This window comes from Stenotrophomonas sp. 05N37 (assembly GCF_056397365.1).
Map to the genome: position 1 here is coordinate 584,147 of NZ_JBFTNG010000001.1, position 20,550 is coordinate 604,696.

Below are 20,550 nucleotides of genomic sequence, written 5' to 3' on the forward strand. Positions count from 1 at the left end.
AACGTGTTACTCGCCGGTGCCGCCACCGCCCCCGGTGGAGGGCTGGGCAACCGCCAGGGCCAGGCTGTTGGCCTGCAGGTTGCCGGTGCCGGCGGCCACGTTCACCCCGATGTTGCCGGAGGCGCCGGAGAACGCACTGCCGGACAACGCCGCGGTATTGGTCGCATCCACGTTCACCCAACGGGTGGTGGACACGGTGCCGCTCAGGCTGGCATACAGGTCGGCCACGCCCAGTTCGACGAACCGGCTGGTGCCACTTTCATCGGTATCGAAGGCGATACCGCCCACGCCTTCCCGGTTCGGGTTGGGGGTTGCGTTCTGGATCTCGTTGTCCATGTCGATGTGGCCGGTTGCGTTGCCACTCGGATGGTCGAGTTCACCACTCCAGCTATCCAGGTAGTAGTTGTCCTTCTGGTAGGCGTTGCCGCTGCCGCTGTAGGTGCCGGCACCGAAGGCCAGCGTGCCGCCGGCGACGCGACCACGCAGGCTCACATCGACGGTGTCGGTCATCGAGCGCAGGTAGCCTGCGTTGCTGACCGCGTTGCCGGTGGAGACCTGGTTGGAGCTGATGCTCGAGGTGGCATAGGCGCTGGTGGCCACCGACGCGGCGAGCGCGTTCTTCTGCTCGTTGTTGTTGCCCGAGGCGACGTTGGCCCCGATGTTGCCGGACGCGTTGCTGAAGGCATTGCCGCCCAGGCCCGCGGCATTGGTCACGCCGGAGTTGAGGGTGGTGTTGCCGGCGCCGTACTGGTTGACGAACACCTCGGCGTCGGCCATGCCGAAGCTGAAGGAGGCATCGGCCGCGGACAGCGACGCGGCGTTGTCCTGGGCATTGTTGTCGCCGGCGGCGACGTTGAAGCCGAGGTTGCCCGAGGCATCGGAACCGACGTCATCGGCGATCGAGGCGCTGTTGGTCACCAGGCTGTTGGCGGCGGCGTTGTCGGTGATCGACTGGCGGTTGTCGATGATCGCGATGGCGGCCGAGTCGAGGTCGATCGAGCCGGTGATTTCCGGGTCGCCCGAGAAGTTCACGTCCGAACTCAGGCGCATGTCCTTTTCAAGGTTCACATCGACGCCGTGGTTGTTCTTTTCCTGGCGCTCGTCGGCCTGGATGTTGCTGGTCTTGTTGACGTTCTCGTTGACGGTCACGTCACGGGTACGGGTCACGCTGCTGTTGGTGGTGCTGTTGTTGGTGGTAGTGGTGTTGCTGGTGGTGTTGTTGTTGCGGGTGTTGTTCCAGGTGCGGTTCCAGGTACGCGAATCGTTGTCGTTGCGCGTATTGGTCTCGATGTTGGTGTCGATGTTCGTATCGACATCGGTATCGACGTTGGTGTTGAGGTTGGTGCGGGTTTCAACCACGTTGTGCAGGTGGTTGATGAACGCGCTCTGGTTCTGGTTGTCCTGCGCGGCGACCGATGCGGACGCGGCTGCGATCGCAATGGCCAATACGGTACGGTGCATGGTGGTGTTCATGGTGCCCTCTCTCTCATCACAGACAATCGGGTGGATGTGACTACTCACGGGGTGGACTGCACCGAGATGCTCAGTTGGTTTGCGGTGGCGTTGCCGGATCCCGCGATCTGATTGAGTTGCAGGACGCCGTCGAAGCCCTGCAGCGCGGTGCCTTCCACCGCCACGCTGCGGGTTCCGGCCGGCCGACCGCGGTTGACGGCCCCCTGCCCCCCTGCTGACGCGAGCGCCCCCGACGCGGCCAAGGCCTCGTCGTTCGACTCGCGTATGCCCTGTTGCGCCAGCGTGGCAGTGACGACGTTGCGCGTCGCGTTGCCGGTGCCGCTGGCCTGGTTGATCATGGCGACGCCGCTGGCGCCGTTCAGTGCCTGCCCGCCGATGCTCGCGCTGGCATGCATCGCGCCGTCGGACAGCACCTGGTTGCCGGCCTGCCGCTGGCGTGCATCGACGGTGATGTAGGCGGTCTGGCCATTGGCGATCCCGAGCAGGTTGGCCTGCTGGTTGAGGTCGCCGGCGGTCATGTTGACGGTGATCGCACCGTCGGCGCCGGACAGCGCACGGCCGTCGATGCGGCTGGTATTGAGGTAGGACAGCATGGCCGCGTAGTCATCGGCCTGCTGCGCATGCAGCGGCGATGACAGCACCAGGGCCAGCACTGCCAGGCGTGGCCAGCGGTTCATTTGCCGGGCCCGCCCGCGGGTTGGCCGAGCGGGAACTGCGCCAGCGCACCGCGTACCTGGTCGCCGATGCCGCGGGTGGCACCGGTCACCGCGCCCATCGGGCCGCCGATGGCATTGCTGAACTGGCCGCCGGACAACATGCCGCTGTCGGTGACCTTGCCCAGGGTCGAGTTGACCGTGTTGCCGGTCACCCGCTCGATGGTGGTCTGTGCGTGGCCGACGCCACTGCCGGTGTTGGAGCCGAGCGCGGCATAGTCGTCCTCGCTCAGCTCATCCATGCCGGTCGAGGTGCCCAGCGCCTGGCCCACCTCACGCTTGGGCGAGGGATCGGCGATGAGCGCCATGCCGGGCGGCGCGGGCCGATAGGCGGGCCGGGTCGAGACATCGCGCAGCAGCACGATTTCACCCGGCTGCGCCTTGACGCCCTGGCGCGCACCCGAGGCGTGCGCGGCGACCGGTGCCGTCAGTACGACGGCCATCAGCCAGAGGCCGGTGTGGCGAATGCGGTGTGCGACTACGCTGTCCATGGCGCCCTCCTTCGAAACATGCGGAGGGGTGACGCAGCATTCGTGCCAAGTGGCAGAACCCAGCAAACACGGGGGCTGGCGGCACCACGGCGGGTCGCGCGGCGGGCACGATGTTACAGATTCGTTGGCAACACCCACCGCTGAACAAGCCGTGGCGACGCCGACAGGCCCGTCGTTGCTGGCATGCAGCGCGGTGTATCAGCGCTGTTACACCGGCTGATACAGCCGTTACAGTGCCTGCTCAGCTCGGTGACGGGTGCCGGCCGCGCACGAAAAAGCCCGCATCCGCGGGCTTTTTCGACACGACCCCGGCGGGCGGGTCAGGACGACCGCTCCTCCAGTTCGTCCACGCCCAGGTTGGTGGACGGGTTGTCGTAGACCGCCTTGTCCAGCAGCCCGGTTTCCTTTGCCACCAGCACCGGCACCAGCATCTGCCCGGTCACGTTGGTCATGGTGCGCATCATGTCCAGGATGCGGTCGATCGCATACAGGTAGCCGATGGTCTCCAGCGGCAGGTTGGCCGCGCTCAGCACCACCGTGGCCATCACCACCGCCGTGCCCGGCACGCCCGCGGTGCCGAAACTGCCCAGCACCGAGGCGATCAACACCACGATGTACTGTTCCGGGGTCAGCGGCACGCCGGTGTACTGCGCGATGAACACCGCGCACAGCGCCGGGTAGATCGCCCCGCAACCGTCCATCTTGATGCTCGCCCCCAGCGGCACCGCGAACGAGGCATAGTCCTTGTTCACGCCCAGGTTGTGGGTGATCGAGCGCATCGCCGCCGGCATCGCGGCAAAGCTGGACGAACTCACGAACGCCACCTGCATGCCCGGGGCCGCACCACGGAAGAACTTCAGCGGGTTCAGGCCATGCGCCAGCAGCAGACTGCCGTACACCACCACGATGTGCAGCGCGCAGGCCACGTACAGCGCCAGCACGAAATTGCCCAGCGGCAGCAGCTTCTCGAAACCGTAGCTGCCCACCAGCCCGGCGATCAGGCCGAACGTCCCGAGCGGGGTCATCTCCAGCACGAAGCGCGTCACCTGGATCATGATGTCGCTCATCTGCCCGGTCAGCTTGCGCGCCTCGGCCACCTTGTCGCCCAGCTTCACCATCGCAAAGCCCAGCAGGCCCGCGAAGAAGATCACCGGCAGGATCGACCCGCGCCCGGCCGCCAGGACCGTCTCGCCGGCCGCATTGACCCGCGTGCCGATCCCGGTCAGCGCGTAGAACACGTTGGAGGGCACCACGTCCATCAGCACCTTGACCACGCTCGGCACTTCGCGCGGGGTGTAGCCGTGGTCCATGCTCAGGCTCAGGTTGCCGGTGCCCGGCTGCATGATCGTGCCGACCGCCAGCCCCACGCATACCGCCAGCGCGGCGGTGATGATGAACCACAGGAACGTGCGCCCGCCCAGCGCGGCCACCGATTTCTGGCCGTGCAGCGAGGAGATCGCGTTGATCACCGCGAAGAACACCAGCGGCACCGCGATCATCTTGATCAGCGTCACGTACAGCTCGCCCAACGGGCCGAACCAGAGTTCCGCCGCCGGCCCCAGCAGCCAGCCGGCCAGCGCGCCGAGCACGAAGCCACCCAGCACGCGTTGCCAGAACGGGATCCGCAACCACGCAGACACCAGCTTCATGAGCCTTCCAGAGAGAATTCGACAGCTCGCCACATTAGCCCAACCGGGCCGCGGGAACGAGGCGCGCACGGAAAATCAGCGTGTCATCGGCGTGCCTTGCAGGGTTCTGCATAATGAACGCCCGTTTCACATGTGAGATACGCGCGTCCATGTCCCGTACCACCTGCCTGGTGACCGCCGTCGCCGCCACCCTGTTGCTGGGCGCGTGCGCCAGCACCTCCCCCGCGGCCCGTACCCCCGGCGCGATCGCCGTCGATGTCCCCGCCATCGCCCATCCGGCGGGTGAAACCCCGCAATGGTGGTACCGCAGCGGCGCCGCCCGCGCCGCCGGCAGCGGCGCCATGGACGGCAAGGCCAAAAACGTCATCCTGTTCCTCGGTGACGGCATGAGCCTGACCACCGTGGCGGCCGCGCGCATCTTCGAGGGCCAGCGCAACGGCAATCCGGGCGAGGAGAACCTGCTGTCCTGGGAGCGCTTCCCGGCCACGGCGTTCAGCAAGACCTACAACACCGATTCGCAGACCCCCGACTCGGCCGGCACCATGACCGCCATCACCACCGGCGTGAAGACCCACATGGGCGCCATCGGCGTCAGTGCCGGCACCCGCAACGACTGCGCCGACAGCTTGAACAAGGGCCTGCTGACCTGGCTGCAGCTGGCCGACAGCGCGCACATGGCCACCGGCATCGTGTCCACCGCGCGCCTGACCCACGCCACCCCGGCGGCCACCTACGCGCACTCGCCGGAGCGCAACTGGGAAAACGACACCGACGTGCCCGAGGCCGCCAAGGCCGCCGGCTGCACTGACATCGCCCAGCAGCTGCTGTCCACCGCGCGCTATGGCCGGGGCCCGCTGGTCGCCCTGGGCGGCGGCCGCGGTGAATTCACCACGGTGGAAGAGCGCGATCCCGAGTATGACGACAAGGTCGGCCAGCGCCTGGACGGGCGCAGCCTGGTCACCGAATGGCAGCAGGCCCACCCGCAGGGCGCCTATGTCTGGAACGCCAAGCAGCTGCAGGCCGCGCGCAATGCCCCGGCGCTGCTGGGCCTGTTCGAGCCGGACCACATGCGTTACGAGATCGAGCGCAAGGACGACCCGTCCGGCGAACCCAGCCTGGCCGAGCTGACCAAGGCCGCCATCAACACCCTGTCCCGGCACAAGGAAGGCTACGTGCTGATGGTCGAGGGCGCCCGCATCGACCATGCCAACCACAGCGGCAACGCCTACCGCGCCCTCAGCGACACCGTGGCCCTGTCCGATGCCGTGCGCGCGGCCGTCGAGGCGACCTCCGACCAGGACACCCTGATCATCGTCACCGCCGACCACTCGCACACCCTGAACTTCGTCGGCTACCCGGCCCGCGGCAACCCGATCCTGGGCAAGGTCAAGGACAAGGGCGGCGAAGACGGCGTGGGCGGCCTGGACGTGGCCCGCGACGGCCTCGGCCTGCCCTACACCACGCTCAGCTATGCCAACGGCCCCGGCTATACCGGCGCCACCAACCAGCAGCCGGCCGGCCCGAAGGTGTACCCGCACAACCCGAGCAGCTTCGATCCGGCCGCCGGCCGACCGGACCTGAGCCACGTGGACACCGAGCACCCCGATTACATGCAGGAAGCGCTGGTACCGACCAAGAGTGAAACCCATGGCGGCGAAGACGTCGGCATCTGGGCACGTGGCCCGGGCAGCAAAGCCATCCGCGGCACCATGGAACAGAACACGATCTACCACATGATCGTGCAGGCCACCCCGCGCCTGCGCCAGCGCCTGTGCGAGGCCGGTACCTGCGACGCCAAGGGCGTGCCGGTGGACCTGCCCACACCGAAGGCGTTCGAGCGCAAGGCCGACGCCAACTGATGCCGGCCCGGCTCTCCGCCGCCCGCAGCAGGGGCCGCCACGTGCGGTTCCTGCTGTTGATGGCCGGACTGGCCAGCACCGGCCACGCGCTGGCCCAGGGCCCGGCCTGCCGGGTCCTCACCGAGGAACACGGGCTGTGGCCGTTGCCCGGCTGCGAGGTGGTCGACGGCGCGCCCCGGATCGCCGCGGACGTCCTGCCCGACCTCCCTTACGATGCCGACGGACTGGCGGCGGTGTACGCCGCCGACAGCTTTCATTACGTCACCCGTGCCGGCCGCACCCAGGCCGTCCTGACCTGGGACAGCGGGCCGGACTACGTCGAAGAGGGGCTGCTGCGGGGCCGCATCGGCCCACGCGTCGGCTACTTCACCCCCGCGCTTGAACAGGCCTTCCCGGCCACGTTCGACTTTGCCTGGCCCTTCGCCGATGGCATTGCCCAGGTCTGCGAGGGGTGCCGCCCCGGCACGCCTGACGGCGAGGGCCACACGCCGGTGGAAGGCGGCCACTGGTTCCATATCAATCGCCAGGGCATCCGCGTGCCCGAACCGCCCACTCCCTGATCCCCGTGCGTGGCGAGCCTGGCCCGCAGCGTCGATACTGCCTCCCTGCCCGAGCCTGCCCGAACCGATGTCGTCGCCATTACCCAACCTGTCTGCTGCGCCCCGCCCGGTCCTGGTGGGCTTCAGTGGTGGACTCGATTCCACCGTGCTGCTGCATTGGCTGGCCCAGTCGCCGGCCCAGCGCGATGCAGGCGTGCGGGCGGTGCACGTCCACCACGGCCTGCAACCGGCCGCCGACGCGTGGGCGCAGCACTGCCAGGCGATCTGCACGGCCTGGAAGATCGAACTGCAGGTGATCGGCGTCGACGTGGCCCGCGACAGCGGCCACGGCCTGGAAGCGGCCGCGCGGCATGCCCGCCGCGATGCATTCGCCCGCGCCCTGCGCCCGGATGAACAGCTGGCCCTGGCCCATCACCGCGATGACCAGGCCGAGACCTTCCTGCTGCGCGCCCTGCGCGGGTCCGGCGTGGATGGGCTGGCCGCGATCCGCAGCGAGGCGCCGTTTGCCACCGGTACGGTGTGGCGACCGCTGCTGCAGGTGCCGCGCGCGGCGCTGCTGGCCTATGCGCAGTCGCAGGCGCTGCAGTGGGTCGACGACCCCAGCAATGCCAGCGACGCGGCCGACCGCAATTTCCTGCGCCTGCACGTGCTGCCGCTGCTGCAGCAACGCTGGCCGCAGGCCGATGCCGCCTTCGCACGCAGCGCCGCCCTGTGCGCGCAGGCGCAGCAGTTGCTGGACGTGTCGGACCAGGAAGCACTGCGCCGCTGCAGCGTCGTGCCCGGCGTGCTCGACAGCGTGCGGCTGCTGCGACTGCCGCGCGAACGCCGGGCCCGCCTGCTGCGCCAATGGGTGCGCAACTGCGGCCTGCCCCCGCTGCCGGCCGCCGGCGTGGAGGCGATCGAACGCGAGCTGTTGCCGGCCGCACACGATGCCGATGCCCAGTTCGCCTGGCAGGGCGCGCGCATCCGCCGCTGGCGCGGCGAGCTGCACCTGCTCTCGGCCACGCTGGCCTTGCCGCCGCACTGGAGCGTGCACTGGGATGGGCGCGCGCCGTTGGCCCTGCCCGATGGCGGGCAGCTGGAACTGCTGGGCGCGCACCGCCTGGCCACCCCGTTGCAGGTCAGCGCGCGCCGCGGTGGCGAACGCATCCAGCTTCCCGGGCGCAGCCATTCGCACGCGCTCAAGGACCTGCTGCAACAACGCGGCCTGCCGCCCTGGCAGCGCCGCCAGTTGCCGTTGTTGTTCGACGGCGAGGTGTTGATGGCCGCGGGCGACCGGATCGTCGCCGCGCCGCTGCAGCACTGGCTGGATGAACACGATGCGCAGTTGCGCTGGACCCCGGGCGCGGCCTGAATTGACCCCGCCGGATTGGCGGCTCACACTTGCCCCATGCCCAAGAAGTCCCCCAACGAAGCCTCCCCGGTCGCCCACTTCGAGCAGTCGCTGGAAGAACTGGAACACCTGGTGGAGAAGATGGAAGCCGGCGACCTGAGCCTGGAGCAATCGCTCAGCGCCTACGAGCGCGGCGTCGGCCTGTACCGCCAGTGCCAGCAGGCGCTGGAGCAGGCCGAACTGCGCGTGCGCCTGCTCAGCGATCCGGCCCGCCCCGATACCGCCGAACCGTTCGATCCGCCCGGCCATGATGGTTGAGTCCACGTTCGCGCGTTGGCGCGACCGCATCGAAAGCCAGCTCGACGCCAGCCTGCCCTCCCCCGAACACGCCCCGCAACGCCTGCACCAGGCGATGCGTTACGCCGTGCTCGGCGGCGGCAAGCGCATGCGGCCGCTGCTGGTGTACGCCAGCGGGCAGGTGTTCGGTGCCGACGAACATGCGCTGGATGCACCGGCCATGGCGGTGGAGCTGGTCCATGCCTATTCGCTGGTGCATGACGACCTGCCGGCCATGGACGACGACGCGCTGCGTCGTGGCCGGCCCACCACCCACGTCGCCTTCGACGAAGCCACCGCCATCCTCGCCGGCGATGCGCTGCAGACCCGCGCGTTCAGCCTGCTGGCCGACGCGGCGCTGCCGGCGCTGCTGCGCGTGCACTGCCTGCAGGCGCTCACCCATGCCTCCGGCGCCGCCGGGATGTGCGGCGGCCAGGCACTGGATATCGACGCCACCGGCCACGCGCAAGGCCTGGACGCGCTGCAGCGCATGCACGCGCTCAAGACCGGTGCGCTGATCCGTGCGGCGGTGCGCATGGGTGCGCTGTGCGGCGAGGCACCGCAGTCCGACCTGCTGCAGTTGGACGACTTCGCCAGCGCGCTGGGCCTGGCCTTCCAGGTCCGCGATGACATCCTCGACGTGGAAGCCAGTTCCGAACAGCTGGGCAAGACCGCCGGCAAGGACCAGGCCCAAGCCAAGTCCACCTTCCCCGCCCTGCTCGGCATGGACGGGGCCAAGGCCGAACTGGCCGCGCTGAGCGAGCGCATGCACGACAGCCTGGCCGGCTACGACGAACGCGCCGATGCACTGCGTGCGTTGGGGCGGTTGGCGGTGGAACGCGATCACTGAACCGCCTCCACGCGCTGCGTGGACCGGCGTCCATGGCGGGCATCGGTCCCCGTGCCGCGCGGCAGTGCATCCAGCACCGCACGCCCGGGCGCATCCCCGGCCCCCATCGCCAGCAAAAAAAAACGCCCGGGAATCCCGGGCGTTCTGCATCACCACTGCGCGTGGTTTACTTGATCAGGCGCAGGGTAAACGGGTAGCGATACGCTTCACCGTTGTTGGCCTTGACCGCGGCCAGGATGCACAGCACCAGGTTGGCGATCCACACCAGGGTCAGCAGCAGCGCCCCGATCATCACCACCACCAGGATGGTCGAGACGATGTAGGCGATCGCCACGGTGATCTGGAAGTTCAGCGCTTCCTTGGCCTGGTCGGTGACGAAGCCCTTCTGCGGGTCATCCTTGTTGACCAGCCAGATGATCAGCGCACCGATGAAGCCGGTGAAGATGCCGAGCAGGTGGGCCACCAGGGACAGGGTGCGCTGGTCGGCCGGGGCATCGCCCGCCGGTGCCGGCGGCGGTACGGTGACGTTATCGAAATCGCTCACGTGGAAACTCCTTGTGCGTTATGTGGGTGGTGCATGGCAGGCTCCCCGCCTGCCTGGGCAGCCCCAATAGAATACGTCAATCGTTACCGGCAACGGTCATTCGTCCTACCAGGATCGAACCGACCTGCACATGCGAGCGGCGGTCCACGTCGCTGCCCACCGCCTCGATGGCGGCGAACATGTCCTTGAGGTTGCCGGCGATGGTGATGCCGTCCACCGGATAGCTGATCTGGCCGTTTTCCACGCGGAAGCCGCCGGCCCCGCGCGAGTAGTCGCCGGTGACGCCGTTGACGCCCTGGCCCATCAGCTCGGTGACCAGCAGGCCGTCGCCCATCTGCGCGGCGATCGCGACCAGGTCGCCGGCGTTGGCCGCGACCTTGAGGTTGTGCACGCCGCCGGCGTTGCCGGTGGTGACCAGGCCCAGCTTGCGCGCCGAGTAGCTGCCCAGGATGTAGCGCTGCAGCGTGCCGTCGGTGATCAACGGCGCATTGCGCGTGGCCACGCCGTCGCCGTCGAAGGCCGACGAGCGCAGGCCGCGGCGCAGCAGCGGCTGCTCATCGATCTGGAACCAGTCCGGGAACAGCTGCGTGCCCACGCTGTCGAGCAGGAAACTGGCGCGCCGGTACAGCGCGCCGCCGGACACCGCGCCGAGCAGGTGGCCGATCAACGAGCGCGCCACCTCCGGGGAGAACAGCACCGGCATCTGCGCGGTCGCCATCGAGCGCGGCTGCAGCCGGGCCACGGTGCGCTCGGCGGCACGCCGGCCGATCGCCTCGGGCGACTCCAGGTCCTGCCGCGCCAGCGCGCTGCTGTACCAGCCGTCGCGCTGCATGCCGTCGCCCTGCCCGGCGATGAGCGCGCAACCGATCGAATGGTGGCTGCTGCGCTCGCGGCCGATGAACCCGTGCGAGTTGGCATACACCGACAGGCTCTGCGAGGTGGCGGCCGAGGCGCCATCGGAGTTGCTGATCCGGCCGTCGGCCTCGCGCCCGGCCGCTTCACAGGCCAGCGCCAGGTCCAGCGCGTGATCGGCGGCCAGCGCCCAGGGGTGCCAGCTGTCCAGATCCGGGAACTCACGGGCCATCAGCGCGGCCTCGGCCAGCCCGGCGGCGGCGTCGTCCTCGGTGTGCCGGGCGATCGCGCAGGCCTGGGCCACGGTCGATTCGAGGCTGGCATCCTGCAGGTCGGCGGTACTGGCGCTGCCCTTGCGTTGGCCGAAGAACACGGTCACCGCAATGCCGCGATCGCGGGTGGATTCGACCGTCTCGACCTCGCCCAGGCGCACGTTCACGTCCAGCCCGCGCTCGTCGCTGCAGCTCACCTCGGCCTGGCTGGCGCCCAGCGCACGGGCCCGTTCCAGCAGGCGCTGGGAGATGTCGGCCAGCTGCTCCAGGCGCTGCAGGCTGTCGTCGGCCGGGGTCACTTCAGGGGAGATCACGTTCAATGCTTTATCCTGTACGGGTGAGTGCCTGGCGCGACGCCGGGCACAGTTCTGGATGTGGAAATAAGACGATGCGCGGACGCGACGAAGAAACCGGTGAATTCCTTGATATCAGCCGCAGCCAGAACCGCCGGGATGCCCTGGACGTGCTGGCCCTCGGCGAGAAGCTGGTGTCGCTGACGGCGGCCCAGCTGGCCCGCGTGCCGGTCCCGGAGGACCTGCTGCCGCACATCGCCGAGGCCAAGCGCATCACCGCGCACATCGCCCACAAGCGCCAGCTGGCGTTCCTGGCCAAGCACATGCGCCGCGAAGACGATGCCGTGCTGGATGCGATCCGCGACGCGCTCGATGCCAACAGCGAAACCTCGCGACGCGAAGTGGCCGCCATGCACCGCGTGGAAGACTGGCGCGAGCGCCTGCTCAAGGACGGCGACAAGGCGCTGGGCGCGCTGCTGGACGAGTACCCGCACGCCGATCGCCAGCAGCTGCGCACGCTGGTCCGCAACGCCCAGGCCGAGAAGGCGAAAAACAAGCCGCCGCGCGCCTACCGCGAGATCTACCAGACGCTGCGCACCCTGTTGCTGCCCGCCGCGCTGGGCCTGGAGGGGCTGAACGCCGCCGACGACGCGCTCGACGCGCCGGCCGACACCGACACCGACGACGTCGCCGACGACTGAGCCCGGCCGCCCACGCGGCTGCGCCAGCACCTGGCTGGCGGCCGCAGGGGCGTGCAGTGCGGGCAGGTCCATCGCCCGGCTCAGGCCTGGGTGCCGCCCACGGTGATGCCGTCGATCAGCAGCGAGGGCTGGCCCACGCCGACCGGCACGCTCTGGCCATCCTTGCCGCAGACGCCCACGCCCTCGTCCAGGGCCAGGTCGTTGCCGATCATGCGCACCTTCTGCATGGTCTCCGGACCATTGCCGATCAGGGTCGCGCCCTTCACCGGCGCGGTGACCCGGCCGTCCTCGATCAGGTAGGCCTCGGTGGCCGAGAACACGTACTTGCCGCTGGTGATGTCGACCTGGCCGCCACCGAAGTTGACGGCGTACAGGCCCTTCTTCACCGAGCGGATCATTTCTTCCGGATCGTGCTGGCCGGCACGCATGTAGGTGTTGGTCATGCGCGGCATGGTCATGTGCGCGAACGACTCCCGCCGGCCGTTGCCGGTCGGGGCAACGCCCATCAGCCGCGCGTTGAGCGAATCCTGCATGTAGCCGACCAGGATGCCGTCCTCGATCAGCGTGGTGCACTGGGTCGGATGGCCCTCGTCATCGATGTTGAGCGAGCCACGGCGCCCGTCCAGGGTGCCGTCGTCGACGATGGTCACGCCCGGGGCGGCCACCCGCTCGCCGATGCGGCCGGCATACACGCTGGTGCCCTTGCGGTTGAAGTCGCCCTCCAGGCCATGGCCGACCGCTTCATGCAGCAGTACACCGGGCCAGCCCGGGCCAAGCACCACGGTCATCACGCCGGCCGGGGCCGGGATCGCCTCCAGGTTGACCAGCGCCTGGCGCAGCGCCTCGCGGGCGAAGCGTTCGGGCCGGTCGTCGGCGAACAGTTCGGCATAGCTGAAACGGCCACCACCGCCGGAGTAGCCGGACTCGCGGCGGCCGTGCTGTTCCACGATCACCTGCACGTTGAGCCGCACCAACGGGCGGATGTCGCCGGCCAGCACGCCGTCGCTGCGGGCGATCAGCACCGTGTCCACGCCGCCGGACAGGCTCACCATCACCTGCTGCACGCGCGGGTCGGCAGCACGCAGGTAGCGGTCCAGGCGCTTGAGCACCTCGACCTTGGCCTCATTGCCCATGCCGTCGATCGGGTCCAGCGCCGGGTACAGCGCGCGCGCGTTGCCGCGCACCAGCGAGCGTGCCTGCTGCGCCCCGCCCTCGCGGGAGATCGCGCGTGCCGACTGTGCCGCGGCCAGCAGGGCATCGCGGTGGATGTCGTCGGAATAGGCGAAGCCGGTCTTCTCCCCGGCAATGGCGCGCACGCCCACGCCCTGCTCGATCGAATGCGCACCGTCCTTGACGATGCCGTCTTCCACGCTCCAGCTTTCGCGCCGGGCGTGCTGGAAATACAGGTCACCAAAATCGATCCCCGGCCCCAGCAAGGTGCCGAAGGTGCGTTCCAGGCTGCCGGCATCCAGCCCGGCGGGCAGGAGCAGGCGGTCGTTGGCGAGGGTCAGTGCGTTATCGGTCATGTCATCTATCTGAGGGCGCCGGCGGCTATCGCAACCCGGGCGCGGGAAAGGGGGTCAGCGTACCGGAGGTGGGGCCGCCGGCGGGCTGCGCGGCGGCGCATCGTCACGGTCGATCACCTCGACCTTGGGCTCGGCCCACGGCCCGGTGACCCGATAGGTCTTGGCGCCGATCGCGCCGAGCGGCTTGCCCAGCACCGCATTGGCGGCCGCGCCCACCGCCGCGCCCACCGGGCCGCCGGCCACCGCGCCGACCACGGTGAGCAGGTTGCCCGAGCGCGGGTTCACGTCGATGGTCTGGTCGAACTGCTGGCGGCGCAGGTCGGTCTGGCCGCGGATGCTGATGTTGGCGGCCGGCCCTTCGATCAGCACCTTGTCGGTGGTGGCCATGCCGTTGCCGAACGCCAGCGCGCCGTCGACCTGGTTGAACGCGAAGCCCTTGGAGAAGAAATCGCGGAAGTCGAACATCAACCGGCGCGGCAGCTGGGTCACGCTGAGCAGGCCGAGGACGCGGCCCGCCCCGGGCTCCAGCTCCAGCAACTGGCCGTTGCGCGCCGTGACCTGCATGTGGCCCTGCAGCGCCCCCAGCTGGAAGTCGGACGGACCGCCCTGCCAGCCGGCGTCCAGCGTGATCTGGCCCTGGCCACCGCGCAGCTGGCCGCCGTAGTCCAGGTTCTGCATCAGCCCGCCCAGGTCCTCGCTCTTCACATCGACGCTGACCTGGGTGCGGGCGGCATCGCCCATGCCCAGCCAGCGGCCCTGGATGTCGATCGCCTGCTTGGGGGCACGGAACTGCAGCTGGTCCACGCTCAGGCCGTTGCCGAACGGGCGCGTGCGCAGTACCGCCTGGCCCAACCGGGCCTTGCCGAACTGCAGGTCCTCGATGTCCAGGGCCAGTGGCGGGATCTTCGCCGGGTTGGTGTCGTTGGCGCTGGCCTGCACCCGCGCCGGCAGCGCGGCATCACTGGGCAGTGCGATCAGGCTGCCATCGGCCGGCACCCTGGTCGGGGTCGGCAGTGACTGCCAGTGCACCCGGCTGAGCTTGCCCACGATGGTGCCGCCGTCGGCATTGGGCACGCTCAGCGTGCCGGCCAGCGACGGCCCGTCCAGGCGCACCTCCACCGACGATGGCGTGGGCCGCAACTGCAGGCGGGTCTGCGCGAACACGCCGCCGGCCAGCAGCAGTTGCCCGACCTGCACGTCCACCTGGCGCAGTGGCATCGGGTCCTTGTCACCGCCACCGTCGGGGCCGCGGGCAAGCGCGATCCATTCCAGGGCATCCAGTGAACCGCTGCGGCCGTTGACGGCCAGCCCGCTGCCCGGCGGGTCGCGGTCCACCCGGTCGCTGCCGAGGGTGACCTGCACGCCGGTCTGGTTGTTGTGGGTACGCGCGGCCAGCGCCAGGCGCTGGCCAAAGGCCACGTCGACCCGGCCGCTGCCCATCGGCAGCTGCGCGTTGACGGTGGTCGCCAGCGGCACGGTGGCGGCCTTGTCCAGCGGCGCCGGCAGGTCCAGGCGGGTGCCCACCAGGTCCGAGTGCAGGGTCAGCAGCGTGGGCGGTTCGGTCTTGGCGCCAACGGCAACCTTGGGCAGGGTCACCCCGATCGTCCAGCGCGAGGTGCCCTGGATATAGGGCTTGAGCCAGTTCAATTCCGGCGCGCGGTCGAGCAGCAGGCCGGCGTCCATGGCTGCGCCCAGCTCGGACTCGAACGCCTGCTGCGGATCGCGCACGTAGCCGCCGGCACGCAGGCTGAGCTGCCCCTCCTGGCCCAGGTGGCGCACGCTCAACTTGTCGGCATCGAACCCGTCACGGCTGTAGCGGGCCTGGCCGCGCATCGCATCGAAGGCCAGCGCGAAGCGCTTCTCGGTCAGCGCCACGCCCTCCAGGTCGACCGTGCCCTGCAGGTGGCCGCCGGGTTGGCCCGCATGCATGGGCTGCAGCAGGTCGAAGCCCACCTTGGCCGGGCCCTTGGCGGTGAGGTTGTCCAGAGTATCGGCATAGGTGGCATGCAGCGGGCTCTGCTTGAGCATGGCCAGCAGCGCGCCGGACTCGGCCTGGGTCGTGGCCTTGACGTACAGCGGGGTCTGGCCGAAATCGACGATGCCGGCGTCGAAATGGTTGACCGGCACGCCGGCCAGATCGCCACTGCCGTGCAGCTCGAAACCGGGGCCGATGAAGGCGATGTCCGCGTCCACCTTGCCCATCGCCGGCCAGTCGCGCTGGAAGCGGATGGTGCCGTTGCTGATATGCCCGGTGGCCTCGAAGCGCCCGTTGTTGCGGTCGAAGGGCCAGTCATCCAGGTCGCCGCTGACCAGGCCGATACCGCCGCGCACCTGCCCGGAGACCAGCGCGGCGTCGAGCCAGTCGGTGGCGCCCTTGCTCATCTGCGAGTGGATCCAGAAGCGCTTGGCCGCGGTCATCGGCACGTCGTCGATGCGCGCGGCCAGCTGCAGCCATGGCCGCGTGCCGTCGCCCTGGAACCACACGTTGCCGCGCACGTCGGCGGCGTAGTCGGTGCCCTGCACGCGCAGTGCCGGGGTACCGAAGCGCCAGCCACCGGCTTCGTCGCGCCAGCCGACCAACTGCCCGGCCAGGCGCACGTCGTGGCGCGCGCCGAAGCCACTGGGCCAGTCGAAATGCATCACATGGCCCGGCTGCAGGTCCAGCGCGAACCCATCGGCGTCGCCGCTGAAGTGGCCGCCCAGCCCGCTCAGGCCCGGCGCATGCCCGGACGGGGCAAAGCCGATATCGGCCAGCTCGCCCTGGATGGACAGCGCACCATCGCGTTCGCCGGCCACCCGCACCTGGGTCATGCGCGCGTGCGGGGCGGCGCGTTGCAGCCACTCGCGCAGCCCGGGGTCGACCCGGTCGCTAAGCGCCAGTCCGCGCAGCAGCGCGGTGGCATCGATATTGTCACCGGCCAGCGCCATGTGCTGGCCACCGGCGATGAGCAGCCCATCCAGGCGCTGGACCTCGCCGTTGCCGGCCAGGCCGATGCGCAGCAGCGGCGCATCGGCGCGCCAGCCGCCCTGCACCCAGCGCCAGCGCGCGCGCAGCTGCAGCGTATCCAGGGTGAGCTCGGGGCGCTTGCCATCGGCCAGCGGCGCACCGCGCAACCGCAGGTCGCGCAGGTCGGCATCGGCAGTGACCATCACCGGGCGGTGGTCGCGCAGGTCCACCCAGGCATTCAACTCGCCACTGCCCTGCTGCAGCGACACTCCGGCGAAGCGCAACAGCGCCGACCAGGCGCGGAAGTCGGCGGGGTCGGCCGACAGCCAGGCCTGGCCATCGCCGTGGGTGCGATCGAAATCCAGGACCGCGGTCAGTGGCATGCCCGTCTCGTCCGCCCAGGCCCGGGCGCCCACGCGCAGGCGCTGGCCGTTCACCCGCAGGCGCAGGTCGATGCGCGGCAGCGCGGTCTGCAGGCCCAGCGAGGGCGCATCCACGCGCAGGCTGCCGCCGATCACCTGCAACTCGCCCAGCCGGCGCAGCGCATCGAGCGGGTCGCCGCTGCCCGCTTCGGGCATGCCGCGCACCGACCAGCGGCCATCGTCGGCCCGCTGCAGGACCAGGGCCAGCCCGCGCAGGCGCAGCTCGGTCAGCGAATGCCCGGGCAGCAGCCCGGCATACATCGATACCAGCACTTCGGCCTCGCCGATGGCGATGCCCTGGCCTGCACCGACGCGCAGCCCGGTGAGCTGGAGCAACGGACCGCGCCGGGTCCAGGCGGTATCCAGGTGGTCGAAACGCACCGGCTGGCCGGCGCGCGCGCTCAGCCAGGCCGCCACCTTGTCCGGGTGGCGCTCGGCAAACGGCAGCAGCTGGCTGACCGTGCCCACCAGCAGCGCCACGCACACCAGCACGATCGCCATCGCATACACGGCATGGCGGCGAATCCTTCGCAGTCGCAGTCGAAGCGGCGTGCTCATCGCGCCGCGGACGCATCGGCGCGCGAGCGCGCCAGCGTGCGATGGTCAGAGCAGCACGACATCGAACTGCTCCTGCAGGTACTGCTCGTCGGCCTGGAAACGGATCGACTTGCCGAGGAATTCCTCCAGTTCGGCCACCGCCGAGGATTCCTCGTCGGTGATCCGCGCCACTACCTTGGACGAGGCGATCACCAGCAGGCGGGCCGCATCGAACTGGCGCACGGCGCGGGTGATCTCGCGGAAGATCTCGTAGGTGACCGTCTCGGCGGTCTTGATCGAGCCGCGTCCGCTGCACTCCGGGCACGGCTCGGACAGCTGCCGCTCCAGGCTTTCCACGGTGCGCTTGCGGGTCATCTCGACCAGGCCCAGCGGCGAGAAGTCGTACACGGTGGTCTTGGCATGGTCGCGCGCCAGCGCCTTTTCCAGCGTGCGCAGCACCTGGCGCCGGTGCTCGGCGTCGTCCATGTCGATGAAGTCGATGATGATGATGCCGCCGAGGTTGCGCAGCCGCAGCTGCCGCGCCACCGCCTGCGCCGCCTCCAGGTTGGTGCGGAACACCGTTTCCTCGAGGTTGCGCTGGCCCAGGAACGAACCGGTGTTCACGTCGATCGTGGTCATCGCCTCGGTCTGGTCGATCACCAGGTAGCCACCGGACTTGAGCGGCACCTGCTTGTCCAGCGCGCGGCCGATCTCGTCCTCCACCCCGAACATGTCGAAGATCGGGCGGTCGCCGCTGTACAGCTCCAGCTTCTCGGCCAGCACCGGCATGTACTTGGCCACGAACGCCTGCAGCTGGTTGAAGGTCTCCTTGGAGTCCACCTTGACCTTGTCCACGTCCTTGCGGATCAGGTCGCGCACCGAACGCAGCGGCAGGCTCAGGTCTTCATAGATCACGCTGAGCGGGGCCGCATCGCGGCCGCGCCGCTCGACCACGTTCCAGACCCGCGACAGGTAGGCCACGTCCTCGGCGATCGCCTCGGCCGGCTGGCCCTCGGCGTTGGTGCGCACGATGTAGCCGTAGCCGCCGTGCTGGGCCGACAGTTCGGTCACCAGCGCCTTCAGCCGGGCCCGTTCGGCCTCGTCCTCGATCCGCGCCGAAACGCCCACCACCTTGGACTGCGGCAGCAGCACCATGTAACGGGAGGGGATGCTGATCTGGGTGGTCAGGCGCGCGCCCTTGGTCCCGATCGGGTCCTTGACCACCTGCACCACGATGTCCTGGCCGTCGCGCAGCAGCTCCACGATCGGCACCGAGGACGGCGGCGGCAGGGTGGTGCCTTCGGTATCCGGGCTGGCCACCGGGGCCGGGCGGATCACGTCGTTGGCGTGCAGGAACGCGGCGCGCTCCAGCCCGACCTCGACGAACGCGGCCTGCATGCCCGGCATCACCCGCTGCACCTTGCCCTTGTAGATGTTGCCGACCACGCCGCGGCGCCAGCCGCGTTCGATGTGCAATTCCTGCAACATGCCGTTCTCGATGACGGCGACCCGGGTTTCCCGTGGGGTGACATTGACCAGGATTTCTTCAGACATGGGCGACTCCCTTCAGTTCAAACGTCTGCAGCAACTGCTCGGTCTGTTGCAGGGGCAATCCCATCACACCCGAATAGCTTCCCGCCAGGTGGCGGATGTAACGTTCGGCGCCGCCCTGGATGGCGTAGGCGCCCGCCTTGCCCATCGGTTCGCCGCTGGCCACGTAGGCGGCGATCGCGGACGCATCGATGTCGATGAAGCTCACCTCCGAGACCACCAGCACCCCGTCCTCGCGCCCCTGGCCAACCAGCGCCACCGCGGTCATCACCTGGTGGGTGCGCCCGGCCAGCGCGCGTAGCATGGCCGCGGCGTCGGCGGCATCGACCGGCTTGCCGAACACCCGGCCATCCAGCACCACCTCGGTGTCCGAGCCCAGCACCACGGCCTCCGGATCGGTGGCCAGGACCGATGCCAGCCCGGCCCGCGCCTTGTCCGCGGCAACCCGCTGCACATAGTCGGTCGCCGATTCGCCGGCCGCACGGACTTCGGGCACCTCAAGGTCCAGCGCGCGGAACGGTCGGTCCAGGCGCGCCAGCAGTTGGGTTCGTCGGGGAGATCGAGAGGCAAGATAAAGCATCGAGGAAGCATAACCTGAGCCCACTGTCTGAATCGCGAGCAACACGACCGAATCGTGATCGACCCCGTCAAACCTCACGACGCGTTCATCGCCCCGACACCACCCTGCCGCCTTCACAAGGAGATCCACATGCGCCGCCCGTCTTTGTCCCCGCTGCTGCTTGCCCTGTCCCTCGCCCTGGGAACCTCGATGACCGCCCACGCACAGACCCAGCCCGCCGTTGCCGTCGCCGCCGACAGCACCCTGCTCAACATCTCGGCCAACGCCGAGGCCAAGCGCGTGCCGGACGTGGCCACGCTGTCGGCCGGCGTGGTCACCCAGGCCGTGGACGGCAACAGCGCCATGCGCCAGAACGCCGAGCAGATGGTCAAGGTGCTGGCCGCGATCAAGGCCGCCGGCATCGCCGAGCGTGACGTGCAGACCAGCGGGGTCAACCTCAACCCGCAGTACCGCTACGTGGAAAACGAGCCGCCGAAGATCACCGGCTACCAGGCCAGCAACACGGTCAGCCTGAAGGTGCGCGACATCGCCAAGCTGGGCAAGGTGCTCGATGCGCTGGCCGCGCAGGGCGCCAACCAGATCAACGGCCCGCAGTTCGAGATCGACCAGCCCGAGCCGGTCTACGACGAAGCCCGCCTGGCCGCGCTGAAGAAGGCCCAGGCCCGTGCCGAGACCTACGCCAAGTCGCTGGGCCTGCGCGTGCGCCGCATCGTGAGCATCTCCGAGAACGGCGGTGGCAACTTCCGTCCGGTGATGATGCGCGCGGCAGCCGCGCCGATGGCCGCGGACGTGTCCACCCCGGTCTCCCCGGGCGAATCGTCGGTGTCGGTGAACCTGGACGTGGTGTTCGACCTGGGCCGCTGAGCCGCCCCGGCGTACGCCCGACGACGGCGCCTGCGGGCGCCGTCGTGCCGTCTGGCACCGTTACCTGAGCGCCAGCCAAACACCCACAGCCCCCCTGACTTCCGGGCCGCGCCCGGCTCCGGTATTGCTGTCATTGCGCGGCCCCGTCTTCTGCACCTGCTGCAACCCCATCGGCCGCGCCTGCACGTTGGATGTTC

17 protein-coding genes are annotated in these 20,550 nt (G+C 69.5%); 7 read left to right on the top strand and 10 right to left on the bottom strand.

Annotation, left to right across the window (positions count from 1 at the left end; genetic code table 11):
• Window positions 1–6 precede the first annotated feature (6 nt).
• From AC1DGC_RS02680 to AC1DGC_RS02695, 4 genes are all read right to left on the bottom strand, one after another.
• Window positions 7–1,473, bottom strand: coding sequence for an adhesin (locus AC1DGC_RS02680; protein ID WP_259205792.1), 1,467 nt, complete (start codon window positions 1,471–1,473; stop codon window positions 7–9).
• Window positions 1,474–1,517: 44 nt separating this feature from the next.
• Window positions 1,518–2,150, bottom strand: coding sequence for a hypothetical protein (locus AC1DGC_RS02685; RefSeq protein WP_478047160.1), 633 nt, complete (start codon window positions 2,148–2,150; stop codon window positions 1,518–1,520).
• The gene (locus AC1DGC_RS02690; protein ID WP_394160877.1) at window positions 2,147–2,677 is read right to left on the bottom strand and encodes a hypothetical protein; all 531 of its coding nucleotides are present in this window, start codon (window positions 2,675–2,677) and stop codon (window positions 2,147–2,149) included. Before AC1DGC_RS02690 ends, AC1DGC_RS02685 begins: the two co-directional genes overlap by 4 nt.
• Before the next feature lie 320 nt (window positions 2,678–2,997).
• Entirely contained in the window at window positions 2,998–4,326 is a 1,329-nt protein-coding gene (locus AC1DGC_RS02695) for a dicarboxylate/amino acid:cation symporter (protein ID WP_259205796.1), read from the bottom strand.
• A 149-nt stretch (window positions 4,327–4,475) separates the two neighbouring features.
• Between AC1DGC_RS02695 and AC1DGC_RS02700 the strand changes: the two genes are divergently transcribed.
• From AC1DGC_RS02700 to AC1DGC_RS02720, 5 genes are all read left to right on the top strand, one after another.
• On the top strand, window positions 4,476–6,185 hold the full coding sequence (locus tag AC1DGC_RS02700; protein WP_478047161.1) for an alkaline phosphatase: 1,710 nt from the start codon (window positions 4,476–4,478) through the stop codon (window positions 6,183–6,185).
• The gene (locus AC1DGC_RS02705; protein ID WP_259205800.1) at window positions 6,185–6,745 is read left to right on the top strand and encodes a WG repeat-containing protein; all 561 of its coding nucleotides are present in this window, start codon (window positions 6,185–6,187) and stop codon (window positions 6,743–6,745) included. The genes AC1DGC_RS02700 and AC1DGC_RS02705 overlap by 1 nt, the downstream gene beginning before the upstream one ends.
• A 67-nt stretch (window positions 6,746–6,812) precedes the next feature.
• The gene (gene tilS / locus AC1DGC_RS02710; RefSeq protein WP_478047162.1) at window positions 6,813–8,099 is read left to right on the top strand and encodes a tRNA lysidine(34) synthetase TilS; all 1,287 of its coding nucleotides are present in this window, start codon (window positions 6,813–6,815) and stop codon (window positions 8,097–8,099) included.
• Window positions 8,100–8,135: 36 nt separating this feature from the next.
• A complete protein-coding gene (locus AC1DGC_RS02715; protein ID WP_259205806.1) occupies window positions 8,136–8,396 on the top strand; it encodes an exodeoxyribonuclease VII small subunit in 261 nt (86 codons plus the stop codon).
• Window positions 8,386–9,264 carry a polyprenyl synthetase family protein gene (locus AC1DGC_RS02720; RefSeq protein ID WP_478047163.1) on the top strand — a complete coding sequence of 293 codons (879 nt, stop codon included), beginning with the start codon at window positions 8,386–8,388 and terminating at the stop codon, window positions 9,262–9,264. Before AC1DGC_RS02715 ends, AC1DGC_RS02720 begins: the two co-directional genes overlap by 11 nt.
• A 166-nt stretch (window positions 9,265–9,430) precedes the next feature.
• On the opposite strand, the gene AC1DGC_RS02725 is transcribed toward AC1DGC_RS02720, so the two are convergent.
• Both AC1DGC_RS02725 and pmbA read right to left on the bottom strand, forming a co-directional pair.
• The gene (locus tag AC1DGC_RS02725) at window positions 9,431–9,808 is read right to left on the bottom strand and encodes a DUF4870 domain-containing protein (RefSeq protein ID WP_259205809.1); all 378 of its coding nucleotides are present in this window, start codon (window positions 9,806–9,808) and stop codon (window positions 9,431–9,433) included.
• A 76-nt stretch (window positions 9,809–9,884) separates the two neighbouring features.
• Window positions 9,885–11,252, bottom strand: a complete 1,368-nt coding sequence (gene pmbA / locus AC1DGC_RS02730) for a metalloprotease PmbA (protein WP_259205811.1) — start codon at window positions 11,250–11,252, stop codon at window positions 9,885–9,887.
• Between the two features lie 68 nt (window positions 11,253–11,320).
• Between pmbA and yjgA the strand changes: the two genes are divergently transcribed.
• Window positions 11,321–11,926, top strand: a complete 606-nt coding sequence (gene yjgA / locus AC1DGC_RS02735; RefSeq protein ID WP_394160886.1) for a ribosome biogenesis factor YjgA — start codon at window positions 11,321–11,323, stop codon at window positions 11,924–11,926.
• Between the two features lie 80 nt (window positions 11,927–12,006).
• Here the strand turns inward: yjgA and tldD are convergent, their stop codons facing one another.
• The 4 genes from tldD to AC1DGC_RS02755 are packed head-to-tail and all read right to left on the bottom strand — an operon-like array spanning window position 12,007 to window position 19,489.
• Window positions 12,007–13,452 (bottom strand): metalloprotease TldD, encoded by a 1,446-nt coding sequence (gene tldD, locus AC1DGC_RS02740; protein WP_259205814.1) that lies wholly within the window; start codon window positions 13,450–13,452, stop codon window positions 12,007–12,009.
• 54 nt (window positions 13,453–13,506) lie between these two features.
• Window positions 13,507–17,379, bottom strand: coding sequence for a YhdP family protein (locus tag AC1DGC_RS02745; RefSeq protein WP_478047164.1), 3,873 nt, complete (start codon window positions 17,377–17,379; stop codon window positions 13,507–13,509).
• Window positions 17,380–17,424: 45 nt separating this feature from the next.
• Window positions 17,425–18,912 (bottom strand): ribonuclease G, encoded by a 1,488-nt coding sequence (rng, locus tag AC1DGC_RS02750; RefSeq protein ID WP_259205821.1) that lies wholly within the window; start codon window positions 18,910–18,912, stop codon window positions 17,425–17,427.
• Complete coding sequence (locus tag AC1DGC_RS02755; protein ID WP_394160891.1) at window positions 18,905–19,489, bottom strand: Maf-like protein; 585 nt, start codon at window positions 19,487–19,489, stop codon at window positions 18,905–18,907. Before AC1DGC_RS02755 ends, rng begins: the two co-directional genes overlap by 8 nt.
• Window positions 19,490–19,618: 129 nt before the next feature.
• On the opposite strand from AC1DGC_RS02755, the gene AC1DGC_RS02760 reads away from it, so the two are divergent.
• The gene (locus AC1DGC_RS02760; protein WP_259205823.1) at window positions 19,619–20,353 is read left to right on the top strand and encodes an SIMPL domain-containing protein; all 735 of its coding nucleotides are present in this window, start codon (window positions 19,619–19,621) and stop codon (window positions 20,351–20,353) included.
• The last annotated feature ends 197 nt before the right edge of the window (window positions 20,354–20,550 follow it).